This is a genomic window from Pseudomonas tensinigenes (assembly GCF_014268445.2).
Taxonomy (GTDB): domain Bacteria; phylum Pseudomonadota; class Gammaproteobacteria; order Pseudomonadales; family Pseudomonadaceae; genus Aquipseudomonas; species Aquipseudomonas tensinigenes.
The window spans coordinates 4,783,277-4,804,924 of sequence record NZ_CP077089.1 but is presented as its reverse complement, the minus strand read 5'-3'; the positions used below and the strand labels follow the sequence as shown (position 1 = coordinate 4,804,924).

Below are 21,648 nucleotides of genomic sequence, written 5' to 3'. Positions count from 1 at the left end.
CTGCCAATAGGTTAGTGGGACGCCTGGGGAGGGGGCCGTCCTACACATCGAGCGACAAATTATGTTGAATGATAATGATTGTCAATTGAGAAAGAGAAGTAATGCGCTACAGAGGTGCGTTCTGAGAACTGCGACACGCCGCCACACCCCGGCCCCATTGGCGATCCCGCCCGCCGACTAATTATTTCAAGACGTCATCCGTTCTCATTGGTGAATGGTTCCGGGTGCACATCCCCGGCCAGACAGCATTCCGATGCCTTGCGCGGTCGGCACAGACCGCGCCCTGCATACCCTTCGAAGGGTGTGACGCAGCAACCCGATTCCATTAGCAAGCCGAATTCAGGCAGGAAACCTCATGACCGACGCGTTCGAACTCCCCAGCACCCTGGTCCAAGCCCTCCAGCGCCGCGCGGCCCTGACGCCGGATCGACTGGCTTTGCGTTTTCTTGCCGAAAGCGAAGAGCAGGCTGTGGTACTCAGTTATCGCGAACTGGATGAGCGCGCGCGTACGATAGCGGCGGCGTTGCAGGCCCAAGCGGAATTCGGCGATCGCGCGGTGCTGCTGTTTCCCAGCGGCCCGGACTACGTCGCGGCGTTTTTTGGTTGCCTGTACGCCGGTGTAATTGCGGTGCCGGCCTATCCGCCAGAATCGGCACGCCGTCACCATCAGGAGCGTTTGCTGTCGATCATCGCTGACGCCGAGCCGCGTCTGCTGCTGACCAGTGCCGACCTGCGCGACGCCTTGCAGCAGATCGAAGGCGCGCCGCCGCTGTTGTGTGTCGACACGCTCGACAGCGCTCAAGCCGAAAACTGGGTCGAACCAAACCTGCCGCAAGATCACATCGCCTTCCTGCAATACACTTCCGGCTCCACCGCATTGCCCAAAGGCGTGCAGGTCAGCCACGGCAATCTGGTCGCCAATGAACTGCTGATCCGTCATGGTTTCGGCATTGACGTGAACCCCGACGACGTCATCGTCAGCTGGCTGCCGCTGTACCACGACATGGGTTTGATCGGTGGCCTGCTGCAGCCGATCTTCAGCGGCGTGCCGTGCATCCTGATGTCACCGGCGTATTTCCTCGGCCGACCATTGCGCTGGCTGGAAGCGATCAGCGAGTACGGCGGCACCATCAGCGGCGGGCCGGACTTCGCCTATCGCTTGTGCAGCGAGCGGGTCAGCGAATCGGCGCTTGAGCGTCTCGATCTGAGCCGCTGGCGCGTGGCCTATTCCGGCTCCGAGCCGATCCGTCTCGACACCCTCGAACGCTTCGCCGAGAAGTTCACCGCGTGCGGTTTCAGCGCAGACAATTTCATGGCCTCCTACGGTCTGGCCGAAGCCACATTGTTCGTCGCCGGCACCCCGCGCGGCACCGGCATCCCGGCGCTGCGCGTGGACGATCAGGCATTGGCGCAAAATCGCGCGGAGCCGGGCGAAGGCAGCCCGATCATGAGTTGCGGCATCAGCCAACCCGAGCATGCGGTGCTGATCGTCGAACCAAACTCCCTCGCAGAACTGGCTGACAACGCCGTCGGCGAAGTCTGGGCTGCCGGCCCAAGTATCGCTCACGGTTACTGGCGCAACCCCGAGGCCAGCGCCAAGACCTTTGTCCAGCACGCCGGCCGCACCTGGCTGCGCACCGGTGATTTGGGTTTCACGCGCGATGGTGAACTGTTCATCACCGGTCGCCTGAAAGACATGCTGATCGTGCGTGGCCACAACCTGTATCCGCAGGACATCGAGAAGACCGTCGAGAACGAAGTGGAAGTGGTGCGCAAGGGCCGCGTCGCTGCATTTGCCGTCAGCCAGAATGGCGAAGAGGGCATCGGTATTGCCGCAGAAATCAGCCGCAGCGTGCAGAAAATCCTGCCGCCGGAAGCCTTGATCAAAGCCATTCGCCAAGCCGTGGCCGAGGCGTATCAGGAAGCGCCGAGCGTGGTGGTGCTGCTTAATCCCGGCGCCTTGCCGAAAACTTCCAGTGGCAAATTGCAGCGCTCGGCGTGCCGCAATCGTCTGGCCGATGGCAGCCTCGACAGCTACGCAGTATTCCCGTCGACGGCTTCAGAAACTCAAGAATCGATCACCAGCGCCTCGGAACTTGAAGCCTTGATCGGCAAGATCTGGGCCGAGCAACTCAACGTCAAACAGGTCAATGCCGACGATCATTTCTTCCTGCTTGGCGGTAACTCGATCGCCGCCACGCAAGTCATCGCCCGCGTTCGCGAAGAACTCGCTCTTGAGCTGAACCTGCGCCTGCTCTTCGAAGCCCCGACCTTGTCTGCATTTGCCGCTGCCGTGGCCCAACAACAGCAGGACGGCGGCAGCGCCCAAGGTGCAATCACCGCGTTGTCGCGCAGCGAGCCGATGCCGCAATCGCTGGCACAAAACCGTTTGTGGATCACCTGGCAACTCGACCCACAGAGCAGCGCCTACAACATTCCCGGCGCCCTGCGTTTACGCGGCGAACTGGACGAAGACGCCTTGCGCGCCAGCTTCCAGCAATTGATCGAGCGCCACGAATCCCTGCGCACACGCTTCTTCGAACGCGACGGCGTAGCCCTGCAGCAAGTCGATACCGCTTACGAATTCAACCTGCAACTGATCGATATCAGCGACCTGCCGGCCCATGAGCGCGAGGCCCGTGCGCAACAAATCCGCGAAGACCAAGCGCGTACTCAGTTCGACTTGGAAAAAGGCCCGCTGCTGTGGGTGACGCTGGTGCGTCTCGACGACGAAGATCACCAGTTGCTGGTGACCATGCACCACATCATCGCCGACGGCTGGTCGCTGAACGTATTGATCGACGAGTTCTCGCGGCTGTACGCCGCCGCTTCGCAAGGCGCGACGGCCAGCCTTGCGCCACTGCCAACCCAGTACGCCGACTACGGCAGCTGGCAGCGCCAATGGCTGGCGCAAGGTGAAGGCGAGCGGCAACTGGCGTACTGGAAAGCGCAGTTGGGCGACGAGCATCCAGCGCTGGAATTGGCCACCGATTACCCACGGTCCGCCAAGCAAACGCATAGCGCTGCGCGTCATTCCGTGCGTCTGGGCGCGAGCCTCAGCGATGCGATCCGCCAGACGGCTCAGGCTCACCAATCGACACCGTTCATGCTGCTGCTCTCGGCGTTGCAGAGCCTGCTGCATCGCTACAGCGGTCAGCGCGACATCCGCATCGGCGTACCGAACGCCAACCGTCCACGCCTGGAAACCCAGGGCCTGATCGGCTTTTTCATCAACACCCAAGTGCTGCGTGCAGAGATCGATTCGCGCCTGTCGTTTATCGAACTGCTGGCCCAGACCCGCCAAGCCGCGCTCGGTGCACAAGCCAATCAGGATCTGCCGTTCGAACAACTCCTCGAAGCGTTTCCGCAAGCCCGTGAACAAGGCCTGTTCCAGGTCATGTTCAACCATCAGCAACGCGATCTGAGCGCACTCAAGCGTCTGCCGGGTGTGCTCGCCGAAGAACTGCCGTGGCACAGCCGTGAAGCCAAGTTCGACCTGCAACTGCACAGCGAAGAAGACCGTAACGGTCGTCTGACGCTGTCGTTCGACTACGCCAGCGAACTGTTCGACGTCACGACTATCGAGCGTCTGGCCGAGCATTTCAGCAACCTGTTGCGCGACGTCTGCGAACGTCCGGAGCAAGCCATCGGCGACCTGCAATTTCTCACCGGCGGCGAACACGATCAGCAAAAAAACTGGGGCGTCGCACCGTGCACCCCGGCGCAACAATGGCTGCCGGAACTGCTCAACGAACAGGCGCGTCAGACCCCGGAACGCACCGCGCTGGTGTGGGAGGGCGGCAGCCTCGACTTCGCTGAACTGCACACACAAGCCAACCGTCTCGCCCATTACCTGCGCGACAAAGGCGTCGGCCCGGATGTCTGCGTGGCCATCGCCGCCGAGCGTTCGCCGCAACTGCTGATTGGCCTGCTGGCGATCATCAAGGCCGGTGGCGCCTACGTGCCGCTGGACCCGGATTACCCGGCGGATCGTCTGGCCTACATGCTCAGCGACAGCGGCGTCGAATTGCTCCTGACCCAGACTGAATTGCTCGAGCGTTTGCCGGCCAGCGATGGCGTCAGCGTGATCGCCATGGACGCGTTGCACCTGGAAAACTGGCCGAGCCAGGCACCGGGTCTACACCTGCACGGTGACAACCTCGCCTATGTGATTTACACCTCGGGCTCCACCGGCCAGCCGAAAGGCGTCGGCAACACCCACGCTGCTTTGGCCGAACGTCTGCAATGGATGCAGAACGCTTACGCGCTAAATGACACCGATGTGCTGATGCAAAAGGCACCGATCAGTTTCGATGTATCGGTGTGGGAATGCTTCTGGCCGTTGATCACCGGTGCGCGTCTGTTGATCGCCGGTCCCGGTGAACACCGCGATCCGCATCGCATCGCCCAGCTCGTTAGAGAATATGGCGTGACCACGCTGCACTTTGTGCCGCCGCTGCTCTCGCTGTTTATCGACGAGCCGCTGAGCGCCGAATGCACCAGCCTGCGCCGGGTATTCTCCGGCGGTGAAGCGCTGCCGGCCGAACTGCGTAACCGCGTGCTGGCGCAACTGCCCGCAGTGCAATTGCACAACCGTTACGGCCCGACCGAAACCGCAATCAACGTTACCCATTGGCATTGCACCGCGGCCGATGGCGAGCGCTCGCCGATTGGCCGTCCGCTGGGCAATGTGATCTGCCGCATTCTCGATGCCGATCTCAATCCAGTGCCGGCCGGTGTGCCGGGTGAGTTGTGCATCAGTGGCATCGGTCTGGCTCGCGGTTACCTCGGTCGCCCTGCACTGACCGCAGAGCGTTTTGTCGTCGATCCGCTGGGCGAGCAGGGCGCACGTTTGTACCGTACCGGCGACCGTGCGCGCTGGACCTGCGATGGCGTGATCGAATACCTCGGTCGTCTCGATCAGCAGGTCAAGCTGCGTGGCTTCCGTGTCGAACCGGAAGAAATCGAAGCACGCTTGCTCGCACAGGACGGCGTCGCCCAAGCCGTGGTGCTGGTGCGCGAAACTGCTGCCGGCGCGCAATTGATCGGCTACTTCACCGCGATCGATGACCGCTCAGATCACGACGAACAAATCACTCGCCTGAAAACCGCACTGGCCGCCGAGCTGCCGGAATACATGGTCCCGGCGCAACTGATGCGTCTGGATGAAATGCCGCTAAGCCCGAGTGGCAAACTCGACCGCCGTGCCTTGCCCGAGCCGCAATGGCAAGTGCGCGAACACGTCGAACCGGTGACTGCACTGCAACAGCAAATCGCGGCGATCTGGCGCGAAGTGCTCGGCCTGACGAAAATTGGTCTGTGCGACGATTTCTTCGCCCTCGGCGGTCACTCGCTGCTGGCCACGCAAATCATCTCGCGCAGCCGTCAGGCCTGTGACGTCGAACTGCCGTTGCGCGCCTTGTTCGAACACAGCGAACTCGGCGATTTTGCCGAACAGATTCGCCTGATCCAGGCCAGCGGCCGCACCAACAAGCAGCCGCCCATCGACAAGGTTGATCGCAGCAAACCGGTGCCGCTGTCCTACTCGCAACAGCGCATGTGGTTCCTCTGGCAGATGGAGCCGGACAGTCCGGCGTACAACGTCGGCGGCATGGCGCGTCTGCGTGGCGTGTTGCATGTCGAGCGTTTCGAGGCAGCGTTGCAAGCGTTGATCCTGCGTCACGAAACCCTGCGCACCACGTTCCCGAGCGTCGACGGCGTCGCCCGTCAGCAGGTGCATGCCGAGACCGGCGTGCGCATGGGCTGGAAGGATTTCTCCAAGTTCGCCGCTGATGTGCGCGAGCAAAAGGTTCAGCAATTCGCCGATGACGAAGCGCATCTGCCGTTCGACCTGGAAACCGGCCCGCTGCTGCGCGCCTGCCTGGTGAAGACTGCCGAGCACGAGCATTACTTCGTCCTGACCCTGCACCACATCGTCACCGAGGGCTGGGCGATGGACATCTTCGCCCGCGAACTCAGTGCGTTGTACGAAGCGTTTGTCGACGACCGCGATTCGCCGCTGCAACCGTTGCCGGTTCAGTACCTCGATTACAGCGTCTGGCAGCGCAACTGGCTGGAATCCGGCGAGCGTCAGCGTCAACTCGACTACTGGACCGCGCAACTCGGTCGTGAACATCCGCTGTTGGAATTGCCCGGCGACCGTCCGCGCCCACCGGTGCAAAGCCATCAGGGCGAACTGTTCCGCTTCGACCTCAGCGACGACCTCGCCGCGCGGGTTCGTGCGTTCAATGCGCAAAACGGTCTGACCCTGTTCATGACCATGACCGCCGCACTGGCCACGTTGCTTTACCGCTACAGCGGCCAGACCGATCTGCGCATCGGCGCGCCGGTAGCCAACCGCATCCGTCCGGAAAGCGAAGGGCTGATCGGGGCGTTCCTCAACACTCAGGTTCTGCGTTGCCAGCTCGACGGCATGATGTCGGTCGGTGAACTGTTCGAGCAGGTGCGTCACACCGTGATCGAAGGCCAGTCGCATCAGGATCTGCCGTTCGATCATCTGGTTGAAGCCTTGCAACCGCCGCGCAGTGCTGCGTACAACCCGTTGTTCCAGGTGATGTGCAACGTGCAGCGCTGGGAATTCCAGCAGAGCCGCATGCTCGCCGGGATGACCGTCGAATATCTGGCCAACGACGCGCGGGCGACCAAGTTCGACCTCAACCTGGAAGTCACCGACCTCGACCATCGCCTCGGTTGCTGCCTGACTTACAGCACCGATCTGTTCGACGAACCGACCATCGCACGCATGGCCAAACATTGGCGCAATCTGCTCGAAGCGTTGATCGCCGATCCGCAACAACGTCTCAGCGAATTGCCCCTGCTCGATCAGCCCGAGCAACAGCATCTGCTCGACAGCCTTGGCATCGAGCCGGGCGAGCATCGCCTCGACCAGTGCATTCATCACCTGTTCGCCGAACAGGCGCTGGCGCGCAAAGACGCCCCGGCCCTGACCTTCGCCGGGCAGACCCTGAGCTACGCCGATCTCGATGCCCGCGCCAATCGCTTGGCCTGGGCCCTGCGTGAGCGTGGCGTCGGCCCGCAAGTGCGGGTCGGTCTGGCGCTGGAGCGTTCGCTGGAAATGGTCATCGGCCTGCTGGCGATTCTCAAGGCTGGCGGTGCGTATGTGCCGCTGGACCCGGAATACCCGCTCGACCGTCTGCATTACATGATCGAAGACAGCCGCATCGGCTTGCTGCTCAGTGATCGCGCGATGTTCCAAGCCCTCGGCGATCTGCCGCTAAGTGTGGCGCGCTGGTGCCTGGAAGAGGACAGCGCGGCACTCGCCGCTTACCCGGCCACTGAGCTGCCATTTATCAGCCTGCCGCAGCATCAGGCGTACCTGATTTACACCTCGGGCTCGACCGGCAAACCGAAAGGCGTGGTGGTCTCCCACGGCGAAATCGCCATGCACTGCCAAGCCGTGATCGAGCGGTTTGGCATGCGCCCGGACGACTGCGAACTGCACTTCTATTCGATCAACTTTGACGCCGCAACCGAGCGTCTGTTGGTGCCGTTGCTCAGCGGCGCGCAAGTGGTGTTGCGTGCGCAAGGTCAGTGGGACGCGGAAGAAATCTGCGGTTTGATCCGCACGCATAAAATCAACGTGCTCGGTTTCACCCCGAGTTACGGCAGCCAGTTGGCGCAGTTCCTTTCGACGCAAAACGAAATCCTCCCGGTGCGGATGATCATCACCGGTGGCGAAGCGTTGACCGGTGAACACCTGCAACGGATTCGCGCGGCGTTCAAACCGGCGATGTTCTTCAACGCCTACGGCCCGACCGAAACCGTGGTCATGCCACTGGCCAGTCTGGCGCCGGAAGTGTTGGAGGAGGGCGCCGGCAGTGTGCCGATCGGCAGCGTGATCGGTGCGCGTGTCGCGTACATTCTCGACGCCGATCTGGCGCTGGTGCCACAAGGTGCGACCGGTGAGTTGTTCGTCGGCGGTGCCGGTCTGGCGCAGGCTTATCACGACCGTCCGGGCATTACCGCCGAACGTTTTGTCGCTGACCCGTTTGCCACTGATGGCGGGCGCATGTACCGCACCGGCGACCTGGTGCGCCAGCGCGCCGATGGTTTGGTGGAATACCTGGGCCGGATCGACCATCAGGTAAAAATCCGTGGATTCCGTATCGAACTCGGCGAAATCGAAACACGCCTGCTCGATCATGATTCGATCCGCGAAGCCGTGGTGCTCGCACTCGATGCGCCAAGCGGCAAGCAACTGGTCGGTTACCTCGTTACCGATGTCGCTGAGCAAAACGAAGCCAAGCAGGCCGAGCTGCGCGAAGCCCTCAAGTCGCACCTCAAGGCGCAACTGCCGGATTACATGGTGCCGACGCATCTGATTCTGCTGGCGAGCATGCCGCTGACCGCCAACGGCAAACTCGATCGCCGCGCGTTGCCGGCGCCGGATCCTGAGTTGAATCGTCAGGACTACGTCGCGCCGAGCAACGAACTGGAGCAGACCCTGGCGCAGATATGGTGCGAGGTGCTTAACGTCGAACAGGTCGGCCTCAACGACAACTTCTTTGAACTCGGCGGCGACTCGATTCTGTCGATCCAAGTGGTCAGCCGCGCGCGTCAGCAGGGCATTCATTTCAGCCCGCGCGATCTGTTCCAGCATCAGACTGTGCAGACTTTGGCCGCTGTGGCCAGCCGCACTGAGCAGGTCACGGCCGAGCAAGGTCTGGTGTCGGGTGAATCGCGCCTGACGCCGATTCAGCACTGGTTCTTCGACACGGAAATTCCTGAGCGTCAGCACTGGAACCAGGCGTTGTTGCTGGAGCCGACCGTGACCCTCGAACCGCATCGTCTGGAGCAGGCGTTGTTGGCGGTGATCGAGCAGCATGACGCCTTGCGTCTGCGCTTCAGCGAAGTCAACGGCGCGTGGCAAGCGACGCACCAAGCCGTCTCCGAAGCGGCCGTGGTGTGGCAAGTGCGCGTGACCTCGATGGACAAGTGCGAAGCGCTGTTCGCTGATGCGCAGCGCAGCCTTGATCTGGAAAACGGTCCGCTGGTTCGCGCCTTGCTGGTCGACGGCCCTGAAGGTCAGCAACGCCTGTTTATCGCGATCCATCACTTGGTGGTCGACGGCGTGTCGTGGCGCGTTCTGCTCGACGATCTGCAAACGGTGTATCGCCAACTCGACGCCGAACAAGCGGTGAAACTGCCGGCGAAAACCAGTGCCTTCAAAGACTGGGCGGCGCGTTTGCAGGCCTACGCCGGCAGCGAGTCCCTGCGCGAAGAACTCAACTGGTGGCAGACCCAACTGGCCGGCCCGAATGCCGATCTGCCTTGTGAAAATCCACAGGGCGGCCAGCAGAATCGTCACGCACAAACCGTTAGTGTGCGTCTCGATGTCGAGCACACCCAACAACTGCTGCAACAGGCGCCTAGTGCCTACCGTACGCAGGTCAACGATCTGTTGCTGACCGCACTGGCCCGCGTGTTGTGCCGCTGGAGCGGTCAACCGTCGGCGCTGATTCAACTGGAAGGCCACGGTCGCGAAACCCTGTTCGACGAGATCGATCTGACCCGCACCGTCGGCTGGTTCACCAGCGCCTACCCGCTGCGCCTGACCCCGCACAACATCGAAGAAGCCGCCGGGCAGGGCGCTTCGATCAAGGCGATCAAGGAACAACTGCGCGCCGTGCCGCACAAAGGCCTGGGCTACGGCGTGCTGCGTTATCTCGCCGATGACCTCAGCCAGCGCAGCATGGCCGCGCTGCCGCAGGCGCCGGTCACCTTCAACTACCTCGGCCAGTTCGACCAGAGCTTCGGCAGCGATGCGCTGTTCCGTCCGCTGGATGAGCCGGTCGGTGCCGCCCACGATCCGCAGGCGCCATTGCCGAACGAGCTGAGCATCGACAGCCAGGTTTACGGTGGTGAATTGCTGCTGCGCTGGACTTTCAGCGCCGAGCGTTACGACGCGCAAACCATCAACGATCTGGCCGACGCCTACCTCGGCGAGCTGCAGAGCCTGATCGCCCACTGCCTGCAAGATGAGGCCGGCGGCCTGACGCCGTCGGACTTCCCGTTGGCCAGGCTGACCCAGGCGCAACTCGATGCCTTGCCGGTGCCGGCCGCGCACATCGAAGACGTTTATCCGCTGACGCCGATGCAGGAAGGCATGTTGCTGCACACCTTGCTCGAGCCGGGCACCGGTCTGTACTACATGCAGGATCGCTACCGCATCAACAGCGAACTCGACGCCGAGCGTTTCGCCCAGGCCTGGCAAGCGGTGATCGCCCGTCACGAAGCGTTGCGCGCGTCGTTCTGCTGGAACGTTGGCGAAGACATGCTGCAAGTGATTCACACACCGGGTCGCACACCGATCGAGTACCTGGACTGGAGCGCCATCGCCGAAACCGAGCAGGAACCAAAGCTGCAAGCGCTGCTGAAACATGAGCGCGAGGCCGGTTTCGATCTGCTCAATCAGGCGCCGTTCCACCTGCGCCTGATCAAGGTCGGTGCAGCGCGTTACTGGTTCATGATGAGCAACCACCACATCCTCATCGATGCCTGGTGCCGTTCGCTACTGATGAACGATTTCTTCGAGATTTACACCGCGCTGGGTGAGGGGCGTGAAGCGCAACTCGCCGTGCCGCCGCGTTATCGCGATTACATCGGCTGGCTGCAACGCCAGAGTCTGGCCGAAGCGCGGCAGTGGTGGCAGCAGAACCTGCAAGGCTTCGAGCGCACTACGCCGATCCCGAGCGATCGTCCGTTCCTGCGTGAACATGCTGGCGAAAGCGGCGGGATGATCGTCGGCGACCGCTACACCCGCCTCAATGTCGAGGACGGCGCGCGTCTGCGTGAACTGGCGCAGGCCCATCAACTGACGATCAACACGTTTGCTCAAGCAGCGTGGGCCTTGGTGCTGCGGCGTATGAGCGGTGATCGTGATGTGCTGTTCGGCGTGACCGTGGCGGGGCGTCCGGTGGAAATGCCGGAGATGCAGCGCACCGTTGGTTTGTTCATCAACAGTATCGCGCTGCGGGTGCAGATGCCGGCTGATGATGAACGCAGCAGCGTGCGTCAGTGGCTCAGTGGTTTGCTCGACAGCAACATGCAACTGCGCGAATACGAATACCTGCCGCTGGTGAACATCCAGGAACAAAGCGAATTGCCGAAAGGCCAGCCGCTGTTCGACAGCCTGTTTGTCTTCGAAAACGCGCCGGTTGAAGTCTCGGTACTCGATCGGGCGCAGAGCCTGAATGCGACCTCGGACTCCGGTCGTACCCACACCAACTTCCCGCTGACAGCGGTGTGCTACCCGGGCGATGACCTCGGTCTGCACCTGTCGTATGACCAGCGTTATTTCGACGAATCGACCATCGAGCGCATGCTCGGCGAGTTCAAGCGTCTGCTGCTGGCGCTGGTCGAGGGCTTCCATGGCGACATGGCCGATCTGCCGCTGCTGGGTACCGAGGAACAGGACTTCCTGCTGCACGGTTGCAACCAGAGTGCCCACGATTATCCGCTGGAGCAGAGCTATGTGGCGCTGTTCGAAGCGCAGGTGACGGCGCATCCGCAGCGCATCGCCGCGACGTGCCTTGATCAGCAACAGAGCTACGCCGAGCTGAACCAGAATGCCAACCGTCTCGGCCATGCACTGGTCGCGGCCGGGGTGCAGATGGATCAACCGGTGGCGTTGCTCGCCGAACGTAACCTTGATCTGCTCGGCATGATCATCGGCAGCTTCAAGACTGGCGCGGGTTATCTGCCGCTGGATCCGGGCCTGCCGAGCCAGCGTCTGCAACGCATCATCGAGCTGAGCCGCACGCCGGTGCTGGTTTGCTCTAAAGCCTGCTTTGAACAGGCGCAGACGTTGCTGGATGAATTCAGCTGCGCCAATCGCCCACGCTTGCTGGTGTGGGAGGAGATTCAGGCGGCAGCGACATCGGCGCAGAACCTGGGCATTTACAGCGGCCCGGACAACCTCGCCTACGTGATCTACACCTCAGGTTCGACCGGCCTGCCAAAAGGCGTGATGGTCGAGCAGCGCGGCATGCTCAACAACCAGTTGAGCAAGGTGCCGTATCTGCACCTGAGCGACGCCGACGTGATCGCCCAGACCGCTTCGCAAAGCTTCGACATTTCGGTCTGGCAGTTCCTCGCCGCGCCGCTGTTCGGCGCGCGCGTGGACATCGTGCCGAATACGATTGCCCACGATCCGCAAGGGTTGCTGGTGCATGTGCAGGCGCAGGGCATCACCGTGCTGGAGAGCGTGCCGTCGCTGATTCAGGGCATGCTCGCTTCGGAGCGCCTGAGCCTCGATGGCCTGCGCTGGATGCTGCCGACCGGTGAAGCGATGCCACCGGAACTGGCGCACCAATGGCTACTGCGTTACCCGGACATCGGTCTGGTCAACGCTTATGGCCCGGCGGAATGTTCCGATGACGTGGCGTTCTTCCGTGTCGACCTTGCGTCGACGCGCGGCAGTTACTTGCCGATCGGTACGCCGACCGACAACAACTTGCTCTATCTGGTCGATGGCGCGCTGGAGCTGGTGCCGCTGGGTGCGGTGGGTGAGTTGTGTGTGGCGGGGACGGGCGTCGGTCGCGGTTATGTCAGCGATCCGCTGCGCACTGCGCCGGTATTTGTGCCGAGCCCGTTCGGTGCGCCGGGCGAGCGTCTGTATCGCACCGGAGACCTGGCGCGGCGTCGCAGCGACGGAGTGTTGGAGTACGTGGGCCGCGTCGACCATCAAGTGAAGATTCGCGGTTATCGCATCGAACTGGGCGAGATCGAAGCGCGTCTGCACGAACAACCGGAAGTACGCGATGGCGCGGTCGGTGTGCAGGAAGGTCTCAACGGCAAGCACTTGGTCGGTTATCTGGTGGCTGCTGATTCAGCGCTCAATCCGAGCGAACGCCTGGAGCGGATCAAACAGCGCCTGCGCGCCGAACTGCCGGAATACATGGTGCCGCTGCACTGGTTGTGGCTCGATCAGATGCCGCTGAATGCCAACGGCAAACTCGACCGCAAAGCCTTGCCGGCGCTGGAGATCGGTCAGTTGCAGAGCCAGGATTATCTGGCGCCGCGCAATGATCTCGAGCAGACATTGGCGGACATTTGGGCCGAGGTGTTGAAGGTTGAGCAGGTCGGTGTCCGCGATAACTTCTTCGAGCTGGGCGGGCACTCGTTGCTGGCCACGCAGATCGCCTCGCGCGTGCAGAAAACCCTGCAGCGCGACGTGCCGCTGCGTGCGATGTTCGAGTGCAGCACGGTGGAGGAATTGGCTGAGTACATCGATGGACTGGCGGCGAGTGATATCTCTGAGGAGAAGGTTGATCGGTTGAATGATCTGATGGCGGAGCTGGAGGGGCTTTGATTCTCTAGTGGCTGCACTGGCCCTTTCGCGAGCAGGCTCGCTCCCACACTGGATTATTGGCGTTCACAAAATCCCTTGTGGGAGCGAGCCTGCTCGCGAATGGCGGCGGTACAAACGCCTACATTTGCAGGGTTGACGACAAGCAACCGGCAGCTCAGTCTGCCGGTTCTCTTTTTTTGTCGCGGGGGTGGTCGATGCCTTTTTTCACGGTTGACGGACAAGCGCTGCATTACATTGATCAAGGCTCAGGCCCGGCGGTGTTGCTGGCCGGCAGCTATCTGTGGGATCAGGCCATGTGGGCACCGCAGATTGCCGCTTTGTCGCCGCACTATCGGGTGATTGCGCTGGATCTGTGGGGCCATGGCGAATCGGGCCGGTTGCCTGAAGGCACTGCATCACTGGATGACATAGCCCGTCAGGCACTGGCCTTGCTCGATCATCTGGACATCGACCGCGTCACGCTGGTTGGCCTATCGGTCGGTGGCATGTGGGGCGTACGTCTGGCGTTGTCGGCACCGCAGTGCATCAACGGTCTGGTGCTGATGGACACCTACGTCGGCGTCGAACCTGAACCCACCCGGCAGTACTACTTCTCGCTGTTCAAGCAGATCGAAGAAACCGGCGAGATTTCCGAGCAATTACTGGACATCGTCGTGCCGATTTTCTTCCGTCCGGGTATCGATCCGCAGTCGGCGCTGTATCAGGATTTCCGCGCGAAACTCGCGGCGTACTCCTCGGATCGGCTACGCGAAAGCATTGTGCCGATGGGACGTATCACCTTTGGCCGGGATGATTTGTTGCCACGGCTGAGCGAATTGAATGCGGCGAGCACGCTGGTAATGTGTGGCGATCAGGACAAACCACGGCCACCATCAGAGGCAAAGGAAATGGCCGAGTTGATTGGCTGCCCGTGGGCGCTGGTGCCGGAGGCGGGGCATATCTCCAATCTGGAGAATCCGCAGTTTGTCACCGAGGCGTTGTTTGCCTTTCTGAACGAGCGCAACCGTTAGACCGGGTGACCGTTCTTCGTCGGAACGCCGCCCGGAGACAAGCTCGCTCCCACAGTGACCGCAGTGAACACAGAGACTGTGAACACATTCGATCCCTGTGGGAGCGAGCCTGCTCGCGAAGGCGTCATTTCAGGCGCCAACAACCCCGAAGCTACTTAAAACCCGAAGCTACTTAGGCCCGAGAATCTTCACCAACTTGTCCGGCGAAGGCGCGCCTTGCTGCTGTTGCAACTCACCCTTGTCATCCATGTAGAAGATCGCCGGTGTGGCCTGCAACTCCAGGTCTTCCATCAACTGCATGTTCGCCGCCAGTTTGCTCTGCACGGCCACCGGAATCTCTTTCAAGGCTTTGAGCGAGCTGCCCTTGCCAGCCTTTTCGTGATCTTCCAGGGCCTTGGCCGGATCCTTCGCAGCGAGCAACGCGGCCGATTTGCCCGGGCTGTCTTCACGAATGATGCCGACCATGATGTGCCGCAGTTGCACCTTGCCGGATTTCACCCACGGCCGCGCCTGTTCCCAGAACATGTTGCAGTAAGGGCAGTTCGGATCGCTGAACAGGTACACGGTGCGCGGTGCATCCTTGTTGCCGTCCTGAATCCAGTTGCTCGCCTCGAACTTGGCCCAGACTTCCTTGGCCATCGGCGCATACACCATTTTTTGCAGCGGCTCGCTGCTCAGGTCTTTGCCGTCGGCGTCGTACATATTGCCGAGAATCACGTGTTTGCCATCCGGGGTCAGGTACAGCGCCATGCCGCGATTCTGATACTGCGCCGCATAACCACGCAAACCATCGGGGGCGTCGAACTGGCCGACGATTTTCGCGCCTTTGGCTTCGATCTGCTTGATCGCCGCAGGCAATTCTTCAGCGGCCTGCACTGACGGCAAGTGCAGCAGGGCGCTGCCCAGAGTCAGCGTCAGCAGGTGGCGGAGGCGGGGCATGGCAGTTTCCTTGCAGAGGTGGCCGGAGCAGTGGCCGGGTTCGAATTCGGTGTCGGGGTGTCGAAGTTTTCCAGGGCGCGCGCCAGGCTGGCGTTGGATAACTCGCCCAGGTGACTGCTCAGCAGCCTACCGTCAGGGCTGTAGAACAGCGTAGTCGGCAGGGCCATGGAACCGACGGCCTGACCCAGCCGGCCGCTGCGGTCGAACAGCACGTTGTTCAGGCTCAGGCCTTGGGTTTCGAGAAATGTCGCCACGCTTTGCATGCTTTCGGCCTGATTGACGAACAGGAAGGTCAAGTCCGGACGTTGTTGCTGGGCATTCTCCAGGACTGGCATTTCGCGCCGGCATGGCGGGCACCAGGTCGCCCACAGATTGATCACCAGCGGGCCGCCCTGATAGTCGCTGAGCTGGATGGTTTCCCCCGCCGCATTGCGCAGGGAGATGTCCGGCAGCCGGGTGCCTTGTTCATAGATATTCAGCGACAGCGTCGCCAACAGCCAGAACGCCACACCGCTGGCCACACCAAAACCCAGCGGGCGACGCAAGCCCGGTCGGCGCCAGCCGCGATACAGCGCCACCAGCAGCAGCACGATCACGCCCGGCCAGGCGAGGAAACCACCGTCACGCAAATCAATGATCTGCCACGGGTCATTGCGATAGTGCGACCAGTACAGCACCACGAAGGCAATCCGCGCCGCGAGCATGCCCAGCAGAAACAGACTGAACAATGCCGACTCGGGGTTATCGCCGCCACGTTTGGCCACCCGCCAGCCGACAAAGGTCGCCAGCGCCAGGGCACTGATCAGCAGCAGGTGGTTGAGGGCGATGGCGAATGTGCCGAGGGTCAAAGTCAGCATTAATTAGCTTCCCGGGTGGTAGCCCAGCGTTGCAGGAATGTATCGGCATCGACTTCGCCGGTGATGCGCTGGCTGCGGCGTTCTTCGCCATCCGTGCCGATCCAGACGAAGCTCGGTGGCCCCGGCACTTTGTAGCGGCTGAGCAATTCACGGCTGGCGGCATTGTCGGCAGTGACATCGAGGCGCAGCAGGCGTACGTCACTCAACGTTTGCATGACCTTGTCCTTGCCGAACACCTGCTTCTCCATGACCTTGCACGACACGCACCAGTCGGCGTAGTAATCGAGCAGCACCCACTGACCCTGAGCTTTGGCGGCATCGAGTTCGCGTTGCAGCGCCGCCGGCTCCTTGATCGTGGTGAACGCGTCATGCGCCAATGGCTGCGCTGCGCTGGCGCGGCCGGCGCTGTAAACCTGCAAAGGCTGATACGGATCATCGCTGCCGCCTGCCGCACCAATCACCAGCAAACTGCCCCACAGCCCGAGCAACAACGAACTGGCGCCGAACAACTGGGCAACGCGGCCAAAACCTTCGGACTGTTTCCAGGCGCAAAACGCGGCGATCAATAACAGTGCACCGCACAGGCCCAGCCACAACGAAGCATCCAGCACTGGACGCAGCATCAACAGCGCGGTGGCGAGGAAGAGGAAACCGAACACGCCTTTGAGCAGGTTCATCCAGGCGCCGGGTTTGGGCAGGAAGCGATTGCCCACGGTCACCAGCAACAGCAACGGCACACCAATGCCGATGCCCAGCGAGAACAGGATCAAGCCACCGTGCAGCGCGTTGCCGCTCTGCGCGATATACAGCAATGCACCGGCCAGCGGCGCGGTCATGCATGGGCCGACCAGCAGACCGGACAAGGCACCGAGCACCCCGGCGCCGATCAGGCTGCCACCGCTGCGACTGCGCGAGGCGTGTTCCAGGCGATCACGCAGGGCCACCGGCAGTTGCAGTTCAAAGAAACCGAACATCGGCAAGGCCAGCACCACGAAGATCGCGGCAAACGTGCCGAGCAGCCACGGATTCTGCAACCACGCCTGCAGATTCGCGCCGAGTAGCGCCGCAATCACACCCATCGCCGCATACACCAGCGCCATGCAGATCACATAACTACCGGCCAGCGCGAAACCGCGACGCGGGGTGGCACCACTGCCGACCACCATGCCGGCCAGAATCGGCAACATCGGCAATGTGCATGGGGTGAAGGCCAGCAACAGCCCGAGGCCGAAAAACACCAGCAGGCTCCAGCCCAGCGCCCGTTGTTGCAGGCTGCTGGCCAAGGCCTGATCGGGTGCTTCTGCACCTGCGGCCACCGCGGCCTTGCCGCCCAGGTCAATCACCCGGGTTTGCGGCGGATAGCACAGCCCCGCGTCGGCACAGCCCTGATAGCTGACCTTGATCTGGCCTGTGGCGGTTGCCGGAATTTTCACTTCCAGCCCCTGGCGATAGACCGGTTGTTCACCGAAGAACTCGTCGCTGTGGGACTCGCCTTCAGGCAGCTCGGGCTGCTGCTGCGCGCTCAGTCCATCGAATTTCAAGCGTTTCTGATACAGGTAATAGCCGTCGGTGATTTGCCAGAACAACTGGGTTTCACCGGATTCCAGACGTTCGGAGGTGAGCACGAACGCCTTGTCGACCGGCAGAAACTCCGGTTTGGTATCAAATGGATTGTTCCCGGCCTGGGCCAGGCTGGAAATCAGCAGAGCAAAAAAGAGAAAAAAATGACGCATGGAGGAGCCTTGTCCCTGTGCAAGTGAGGTGCAGAATGGGCGGCGGCGATTAACCGATAATTAACCCTATCCTACAAGGCCCTCCGGTTTCGGCCAATCAGCCGCGCAGCAGTCCTGGCCAGTTCTGGTCATTGATGGTTTGCGGGCCGGAGACCAGACGGTCGGACTGAATGTTGTAAGTCAGGTATTGGTTGTCGGTCAGGAAAATGTACCAGTAGCTGTCGGCGAAAGTCCGGTCATTTTGCGCTGCCGTGATGATGCGGTCCTTGTACGGTTTCAGAGCCCCAAGTTGATAATCTCCGAAGGATTTGTAAGTCAGGGTCTTTGCCTTGTAGTTAAACGATAGATAGTGTCCGTCGTTCAGGATGAACCTGAACAGAAACGGCTGACCGGTCAGTTGGAACCAGGTACCGGCGATGATCTTGTCGAAGTAGGGCAGTATCGGCTTCCAGATCGAATCGGCAACTTTATAGAAGGCATCGACCTTGTCCTCGTCCTGGTTGTATTTACACACCACGGGTGTGGTTCCCTGATAGAAGAACAACCAGGCAATATCTTCATCGGACGAGGTGTTCCAGCCGAATGAAGTGGTTGTCAGTCCGAAACGCAAGTCTTTGGCATGGGGGCCAAAGCTGTCCCAGTTACCGCCGACCAATGCCGGGTAGTTGGCGGATACCTTATTGTCACCGATATCGAATCGGGAATAGGTGTTGCTGTCCTTGAAGAAGAAATAAATACGATCAGGACCGGAACGCCAATCGATCGCGACGAAGTTTGTTAGGTTAGGCATGTTTATTAAGTCCCTTTAAAGTTGTTGGTGTTTACCGGTCGAAAACTAAATGATCGAAGGGTTACTACATAGGGAGAAAGTGTTTCTTTATTAGTGGGAAAGTTTCAGAGCCGAGTGAGTCCCAGCGTCAGGTGGCGCCCCGATGTTTTTGCCCGGCTTTGCGTAAACACCGGTGACGGTCATAATTGCCGCTTAATCCTCGCCTGCTTCACTCGCCTTTTTTATCCACGGAGCACCCATGCACGTACTGGTTTGCGAAGACGATGAGCTGATTGCCAGTGGCATCGTTGCCGGTCTTACGGCTCAGGGTTTGACCGTCGAGCACGTCAACACTGCATCGAAAGCGCGGGCGATGCTCAAGGTCGCCGAATTCGACGTGATGGTGCTCGATCTCGGCCTGCCCGACGAAGATGGCCTCAAGTTGCTGCAACAATTGCGGCAGAGCGGCCTGGAAATTCCGGTGCTGATCCTGACCGCGCGCGACTCGGTGACCGACCGTGTCGATGGCTTGCAGGCCGGGGCCGACGATTACCTGCTCAAGCCGTTCGATCTGCGTGAACTGTTCGCCCGTCTGCAAACCCTGTTGCGCCGGGTTGCCGGGCGCAGCGTCAACCTGATCGAGCACGGCGCGCTGACCTACGACCCGAGCAGTCGTGAAACCATGCTGGCCGGGCAACCGGTGGACCTGTCGCGCCGCGAGCAATCGCTGTTGCAGGCGCTGCTGCACAATCGTGGCCGGGTGCTGTCCACCGAGCAGTTGAAGGACAGTGTCTACGGCTTCAACGATGAACTGGAAAGCAACGCGCTGAACGTGCACATCCATCACCTGCGCAGCAAACTGGGCAAAGGCATCGTCGAAACCGTGCGCGGTCTGGGCTATCGCCTCGGCCCGGCCGACGCTGGAGAGCAAGACAAGTGATGAGCCTGCGACTGCGCCTGAGCCTGACCCTCGGCGCTGCGTTTGCGCTGATCTGGGCGTTGGCGGCGGCCTGGATGCTCAGTGACCTGCGCAATCAGATGATGTTTTCCCTCGACCAGCGTCTGGTGGCGTCGGCGCGCATGGTCGCCGGGCTGCTGGAACAGTTGCCGACACTGCCGAGCAAAGGCGAGGGCACCCACTTCAGTGCCGAGCAACTGAATATCCCCGGCGGCATGGCCTGTCAGGTCAGTTCGTTGCGCGGGGAAATTCTCGCGCGCAGCCACAACAATCCCGAACAGGCGCTGGAAGCCGAGAAGATGGGCTTCCATGACCAGATGATCGACGGAGCACCGTGGCGCAGCTTCACCCTGGCCCGCGGCGATGTGCGGATTACCACCGCGGATCGGCAGATCGAGCGCGAAGCCCTGAACATGTCGATTCTGCTGGCGGCATCGGTGCCGGTGGGCGTGGCGCTGCTCGGCTGCCTGTGCCTGTTGTGGCTGGGCATCGGCCAGGGGCTGGCGCCGCTCAACCGTCTGCGTGAGGCGCTGATGCGGCGCAACGCCGACTCGCTCGAGCCGTTGCAGATCCAGACCTTTCCCAGCGAATTGAAGCCGCTGCTCGAAACGCAGAATCAGTTGTTCCAGCGTATCGGCAAGACCATTGAGCGTGAGCGCCGTTTGACCGGTGACGCGGCGCATGAGCTGCGCAGTCCGCTGACAGCGATCAAGACCCACCTGCAAGTTGCGCGCATGACCGACGGCAATGCCCGCGATCAGTCGCTGGCGCGGGCCGAGGAGGGTGCCGATCGCTTGCATCGCACCCTCGAGCAATTACTGTTGCTGGCGCGGGTCGAGGGCAGTCTGTCGTTCGATGACGGTTCGCAATGCAGCGCCGAGCAAGTGGCACGCCTGGCGATTCAAGACGCCACGGGTGGCGAGCGCCTGCGCATCAAACTGCAACTGCCGACCGAGCTTTCCGCTGCAGCGCTACAGATGCCAGCCGTGCTGTCGATTGCGGCGCTGCGCAATCTGCTCGACAACGCCCTGCGTCATACCGACGAGGATTGTGCGGTTGAGCTGAGCCTGGAAACCATTGGCAACCGCGTACGGTTTGTTGTGCGCGACCATGGCCCGGGGATCGCGCCGGATGATCTGCAACACCTGACGCAACGCTTCTGGCGCAACGGTCAGAGCACCGGTTGCGGCCTTGGCCTGGCGATTGTCCAGGCGATCGTCCAGCGTTGCGACTGCGCGCTGCATTTCGACAGCCGCCCGGATGGCCTGCGCGTCGAACTGACCATGCCGTTGCAGCCTGTCTGATTCCAGCACAGCCTGTGTAGGAGCTGCCGAAGGCTGCGATCTTTTGATTTTGTTTTTCAGGATCAAGATCAAAAGATCGCAGCCTTCGGCAGCTCCTACAGGAAATCGCGCCAGGCACATCAAATGTAACCTCTCGGCGTTCGCTATCCGCTTGGCCTGGGGGTAAGGTCAACGCAGCTTTGACTCAATGGATTGAGGGAACTGCGCCATGGAAGCACCCATCTGCATTCGTCCGGCCATCCTGGCCGACGCCGGTATCATCAGCCGCATCATCGAACGTTCGATCCGCATCGGTTGTGCACTCGATCACCGTAACCACCCGTCACTGGTCAGTGACTGGATCGGCCAGCAGTCCGCCGATTTCATCAGTGCCCGGCTCGCCGACCCGCACTTCTATCTGTGTATCGCATTGCTGGCGGACAAACCGGTCGGTGTCGGCATGGCCCAGGCCGGTGGCGACATTTCGTTGTGTTACGTGCAGCCGGAATCCTTTCGGCGCGGTGTCGGGCGGGCGCTGATGCAGGATCTGGAGGGCTGGTTGCGGGTTCGCGGAGTGCTTCACGCTGACCTCAACAGCACGCGCACCGGCCGTGCTTTTTATCGGCGTCTGGGTTATCGCGAGTCTGCGCCGCCCTTCGAATACCAAGGCTTGCAGACCCTGCCCATGCACAAGCCGTTGGCATCGCCGGTCTGACAACTCGATCACGGGCTAAATCCTCGGGCC

9 protein-coding genes are annotated in these 21,648 nt (G+C 61.4%); 5 read left to right on the top strand and 4 right to left on the bottom strand.

The annotated features are described in order from the left end of the window. The first annotated feature begins 355 nt into the window (after positions 1-355). Both HU718_RS21140 and HU718_RS21135 read left to right on the top strand, forming a co-directional pair. A complete protein-coding gene (locus tag HU718_RS21140; RefSeq protein WP_186613922.1) occupies positions 356-13,354 on the top strand; it encodes a non-ribosomal peptide synthetase in 12,999 nt (4,332 codons plus the stop codon). 194 nt (positions 13,355-13,548) lie between these two features. Continuing rightward, complete coding sequence (locus tag HU718_RS21135) at positions 13,549-14,364, top strand: alpha/beta fold hydrolase (RefSeq protein WP_186613924.1); 816 nt, start codon at positions 13,549-13,551, stop codon at positions 14,362-14,364. Positions 14,365-14,532: 168 nt separating this feature from the next. On the opposite strand, the gene dsbG is transcribed toward HU718_RS21135, so the two are convergent. The 4 genes from dsbG to HU718_RS21115 all read right to left on the bottom strand — a co-directional run bounded on the left by dsbG (position 14,533) and on the right by HU718_RS21115 (position 18,683). Beyond that, positions 14,533-15,303, bottom strand: coding sequence for a thiol:disulfide interchange protein DsbG (gene dsbG / locus HU718_RS21130; RefSeq protein ID WP_186613926.1), 771 nt, complete (start codon positions 15,301-15,303; stop codon positions 14,533-14,535). Continuing rightward, positions 15,279-16,160: a TlpA disulfide reductase family protein gene (locus tag HU718_RS21125; RefSeq protein WP_186613928.1), complete on the bottom strand. Its 882-nt coding sequence runs from the start codon at positions 16,158-16,160 to the stop codon at positions 15,279-15,281. Before HU718_RS21125 ends, dsbG begins: the two co-directional genes overlap by 25 nt. Further along, the gene (gene dsbD / locus HU718_RS21120; RefSeq protein ID WP_186613930.1) at positions 16,160-17,893 is read right to left on the bottom strand and encodes a protein-disulfide reductase DsbD; all 1,734 of its coding nucleotides are present in this window, start codon (positions 17,891-17,893) and stop codon (positions 16,160-16,162) included. Before dsbD ends, HU718_RS21125 begins: the two co-directional genes overlap by 1 nt. Positions 17,894-17,990: 97 nt before the next feature. Then, the gene (locus HU718_RS21115) at positions 17,991-18,683 is read right to left on the bottom strand and encodes a hypothetical protein (protein ID WP_016985442.1); all 693 of its coding nucleotides are present in this window, start codon (positions 18,681-18,683) and stop codon (positions 17,991-17,993) included. 238 nt (positions 18,684-18,921) lie between these two features. On the opposite strand from HU718_RS21115, the gene HU718_RS21110 reads away from it, so the two are divergent. The 3 genes from HU718_RS21110 (at position 18,922) to HU718_RS21100 (ending at position 21,618) form a co-directional block, all read left to right on the top strand. Continuing rightward, positions 18,922-19,602, top strand: coding sequence for a response regulator (locus tag HU718_RS21110; RefSeq protein ID WP_150706422.1), 681 nt, complete (start codon positions 18,922-18,924; stop codon positions 19,600-19,602). Continuing rightward, on the top strand, positions 19,602-20,924 hold the full coding sequence (locus tag HU718_RS21105; protein ID WP_150706421.1) for an ATP-binding protein: 1,323 nt from the start codon (positions 19,602-19,604) through the stop codon (positions 20,922-20,924). The genes HU718_RS21110 and HU718_RS21105 overlap by 1 nt, the downstream gene beginning before the upstream one ends. A 208-nt stretch (positions 20,925-21,132) precedes the next feature. After that, positions 21,133-21,618 (top strand): GNAT family N-acetyltransferase, encoded by a 486-nt coding sequence (locus HU718_RS21100; protein ID WP_150706420.1) that lies wholly within the window; start codon positions 21,133-21,135, stop codon positions 21,616-21,618. Positions 21,619-21,648: the final 30 nt, after the last annotated feature.